Consider the following 3,519-nt stretch of genomic DNA (forward strand, 5'->3'; position numbering starts at 1 on the left):
GGGGGTTCCCTTATAAACATCACCCCAAATATGGCCCTGGCCCAAAGGGCACGCGCCCACTCACCCCCCTACCTCCCGCCCCAATGCCCGCCGCACCGCTCCGGTGCGGCGGCCTTCGCCGTTCCCTCAGCGCCTGAGACGGGCCCAGGGGGTGAAGGTGAAGACCGCGCCGCCGACCAGGATGACCGTGCCCGCGACGAGGGCGAGGGCACGCAGGGCGCCGTCGTTCCCCGCGCCCGTGTGGGCGAGGTCCCCTCCGCCGGAGCCCGAGCCGGCGGAGCCCGAGCCGGCGGCCGCGTCCGTGCCGCCGTCGTCGCCGCCGGAGGCGCCGCCGTCCTGCTTGCTCGTGTCCAGTTCGAGGGAGGCCTTCACGGTGCCCTTGACCGTGCAGGGGATCTCCATCTTCACGGAGCCGAGGCTGACCTTGATGGTGAGCGTGCCGGGGCTGAGCGTGGACTTTCCGGTCGCGCCGGGCCGGTAGGTGCCCTTCATGTCCTCCAGGCTGACCGGGGCGTTCAGGGCGAGGGCCGTGGGGTTGGCGGCGCCGTTCACCGTCACCGTGCCCTTGTCGGCCCCGCCGATCTTCACCGCCATGGAGGGCTTCAGGGCCCCCGCGGGCAGGGCGGCCGGGCTCTTCATGACGCCCTTGGCGGTCTTGACCGTCAGGTCGTAGACCTCGCCGTTCTTCTTGGCGTCGATCGTCACCTTGGAGTCGATCGCCGCCGGGCCGGGGCTCGTGCAGGCGAAGGCGACCTTGACCTCCTTGCCGGGGAAGTCGGTCTGCCCGCCGCCGGAGCCGCCGGAGCTCCCGGAGCCGCCGCCGCTGCCGGAGCCTCCGCCGGTGGAACCCGTACCGCCGGAATCGGAGGATCCGCCGGAGGCCGTGGTCCCGCCGGAGGCCGTGGTCCCGCCCGCCGTGGTCGTCGAACCGCCCGTGGTCGTGGTGCCGCCGGACGTGGTCGTGCCACCGGAGTCCGTCGTCCCGCCCGAGGTCGTCGTCCCGCCGGTGGTCGTCGTCCCGCCCGAGGTCGTCGTCCCGCCGGACGTGGTCGTCCCGCCCGACGTCGTCCCCCCTCCCCCGTCCGTGACCTTGATCGTCGCGCCGACCGGCACCGCCCCCTTCGGGGAGCACTTGGTGTCCGTCGACAGGGGCTTGGAGACGTTGATCGTGTACTTGCCGGGCGTCAGCGTGATCTCGCCCGCCTTGTCCAGCTTCAGCTTGCCCTTCATCTCGGGCAGGACCATCGGGCTGTTCTTGGGGATCGGCGGGTTCTGCCGCGGTCCCTCCATCGCGACGGTCCCGCTCCCCGCGCCGCCCACGGTGAGGGTGCCGGTCGGCTTCACCGTGTCCTTGTCGAGGTCGAGCACGTCGGGGTTCTTCGAGGCGGCCTGGACCGTCTTCCAGACGATCTCGACCTCGTCGCCGACCTTGGCCTCGGCCGGTGCCGTGATCAGCACCTTCGTCGTGCCCTGCACGGGCGGAAGCCCCGAGATCGGCGGCGGGATGCACTCCGTCGCGTAGCTGGTCTCGGCGGCCTGGACGGGGCCGGCGGCATACAGGATCCCCGCGCCGCCGAGCATCAGCGCGACCCCGGCCGCGCTCATCCTCCGTTGCGTACTCACGCATGTCCCTTCGTCGTCGGGCTGCTGCTCTCTGGCGCTGACGGTGCGGAGTCAGGGCTGAACCACGGCAGGGCCGCGGTCGTCTCCCCGTCCCCCGGAGCGGGGGCGGAAGCGGGTGTACGGGCCGGGGCGCGCCGCCGCGGGCGCGGCCCCGTCCGGGTCCTGGGGGCGCCGGCCCGGCCGGCCCCGGAAGAGGGCCGCGCGCGGTCGACCACGGCCATGCCGATCCGGAAGAGCGCGGCCGGCACCACGACGGCGAGGAGGACCCAGAAGAGGGTCACGCCCCAGGGCCGGCCGACGCCCCACGGCTGCTCGACGAGGACCTTGCCGCCGTACGTCACGGAGACCTGGTAGTCGCCGTGCGCGCCGGCCGTGAGCTCGGCGGGGAGGCGGATCAGCGCCTTCCTGCCGGGCTCGATCGTGCCGCGCCACTGGCGTTCCTCGTACTGGGGCGCGAAGACGCCGTGGCTGGTGCCGACCTGGAAGACGGGGTCCTTGACGGCGGCCGGGCCGAGGTTGCCGACGGTGAAGACGACCTCGCGGCGCGCGGGCGCGCCGAACCAGACGAGCACGCCGCTGGAGCCGTCGAGGCGGACGGCTGCGAGGACGGCGAGGCGGCCGTCGCCGGAGGCCTCCGGGATCGGGGCGGTGGGGTGCCCGGCGACCGTGAACGCCTTGTCCACGGCGTCCTGCTGTCCGGTCACCCCGGCCACGTGGACCACGCAGGGGCAGGGCTTGGGCGGTTCGGTGACGGGGAGCTTCGCGCTGAACGCGCCCCGGGCGTCGACGGTCGCCGCCCGGCCCTCGGTGTTGGCGCAGGAGTTGGTGCCGCCGATGACGCCCTTGCCGGGGGCGCCCTGACCGCAGATCAGGAGCATGAGCAGCGCGCCGGGCTTCCAGCCGCTGCCGCTGACGGTGATCTCCCCGCCCTTGCCGCCCTCCGTCTTCGACAGCTCGACCACGGGCCCCGGTGCGGCCGTGGCCGCGGGGACGGTGGGCAGCAGGACGAGGGCGAGGGCGGTGAGGAGGGCGGCGGCCGTACGGATCGTCCTCATGGTGTCGCTCCCGCCGGGGCTCGCTGGGCTCGGGACGCGCTCCGCCGCCGTGCCGCCCACCCGGCGCCGCCCGCGGCCGCCAGGAGCAGCCCGGCCGTGCCGGAGAGCGCCGGGCCCGAGGCGAAGGCGGCCTCGGCGCGGGCGGTGGCGGGGGCGGCGCCGGGTGCGGTGGCCGTCAGCCGGACGGTGACGGAGTCGAGGGCGGGCGGATCGGGCCAGGGTTCGGTCCTGGTGGCCCGCTCGCCGGGGCGGAGGGTGAGCGGCAGGGCGCGGTCCGGCACGTCCAGGACGGTGCCGAGGAGGCCCTCGGCACGGACCGCGAGGCGCGGGGCGAGGACCGTGGTGCCGCGGTTGACCAGGGTGTAGCGGACGGCGCCGGTGGCGGCGTCGACGTGGACGTCCTCGACGGTGAGCGCGGCGAGGCGCGGTCCGCTGACCCGCAGCCGCAGGTCGACGCGGACCTCCCGGCCGGCGGCCGCGGCCCGTACGGTGCCCCGGTGTTCGCCGGGCGGGGTGTCCGCGGTGACGGTCACGGCGAAGGGCACGTCGGCCCGGGTCCTGGCGGGCACCGTGACGGCCGGCGCGGCGAAGGACACCGGGGCGCCCTGTCCGGAGAGGCGGACGGTGAGCGGCGCGGTGCCGGGGTTGGTGACCGAGAGGGTGTCCTGGAGGACGCTGCCGGCCGGGCCCTCCAGATAGGCGTACGGCCGTCCGGCGGCGGGCGCCGCCGTCCAGTCGCGGGCGGCGGGGGGCGGGGGGGGGGGGGCCGGCGCGGGGGGGGGGGGGGGGGGGGGCGCGGGCCGCGCGCGGGGGGGGCGCGGGCGGGGCGGCGGCGGGCGGC

Annotated in this window: 3 protein-coding genes; all 3 read right to left on the bottom strand. The window is 76.0% G+C overall.

The annotated features are described in order from the left end of the window. Positions 1–126: 126 nt before the first annotated feature. The 3 genes from ACFV2S_RS29700 to ACFV2S_RS29710 are packed head-to-tail and all read right to left on the bottom strand — an operon-like array spanning position 127 to position 3,274. Positions 127–1,605, bottom strand: a complete 1,479-nt coding sequence (locus tag ACFV2S_RS29700; protein WP_385565570.1) for a hypothetical protein — start codon at positions 1,603–1,605, stop codon at positions 127–129. A 14-nt stretch (positions 1,606–1,619) separates the two neighbouring features. Beyond that, positions 1,620–2,678, bottom strand: coding sequence for a hypothetical protein (locus ACFV2S_RS29705; protein WP_385565573.1), 1,059 nt, complete (start codon positions 2,676–2,678; stop codon positions 1,620–1,622). Beyond that, positions 2,675–3,274, bottom strand: a complete 600-nt coding sequence (locus ACFV2S_RS29710) for a hypothetical protein (RefSeq protein ID WP_385565578.1) — start codon at positions 3,272–3,274, stop codon at positions 2,675–2,677. Before ACFV2S_RS29710 ends, ACFV2S_RS29705 begins: the two co-directional genes overlap by 4 nt. Between the last annotated feature and the right edge of the window lie 245 nt (positions 3,275–3,519).

Origin of the sequence: Streptomyces sp. NPDC059695 (genome assembly GCF_042733785.1) — a bacterium.
Taxonomy (GTDB): domain Bacteria; phylum Actinomycetota; class Actinomycetes; order Streptomycetales; family Streptomycetaceae; genus Streptomyces.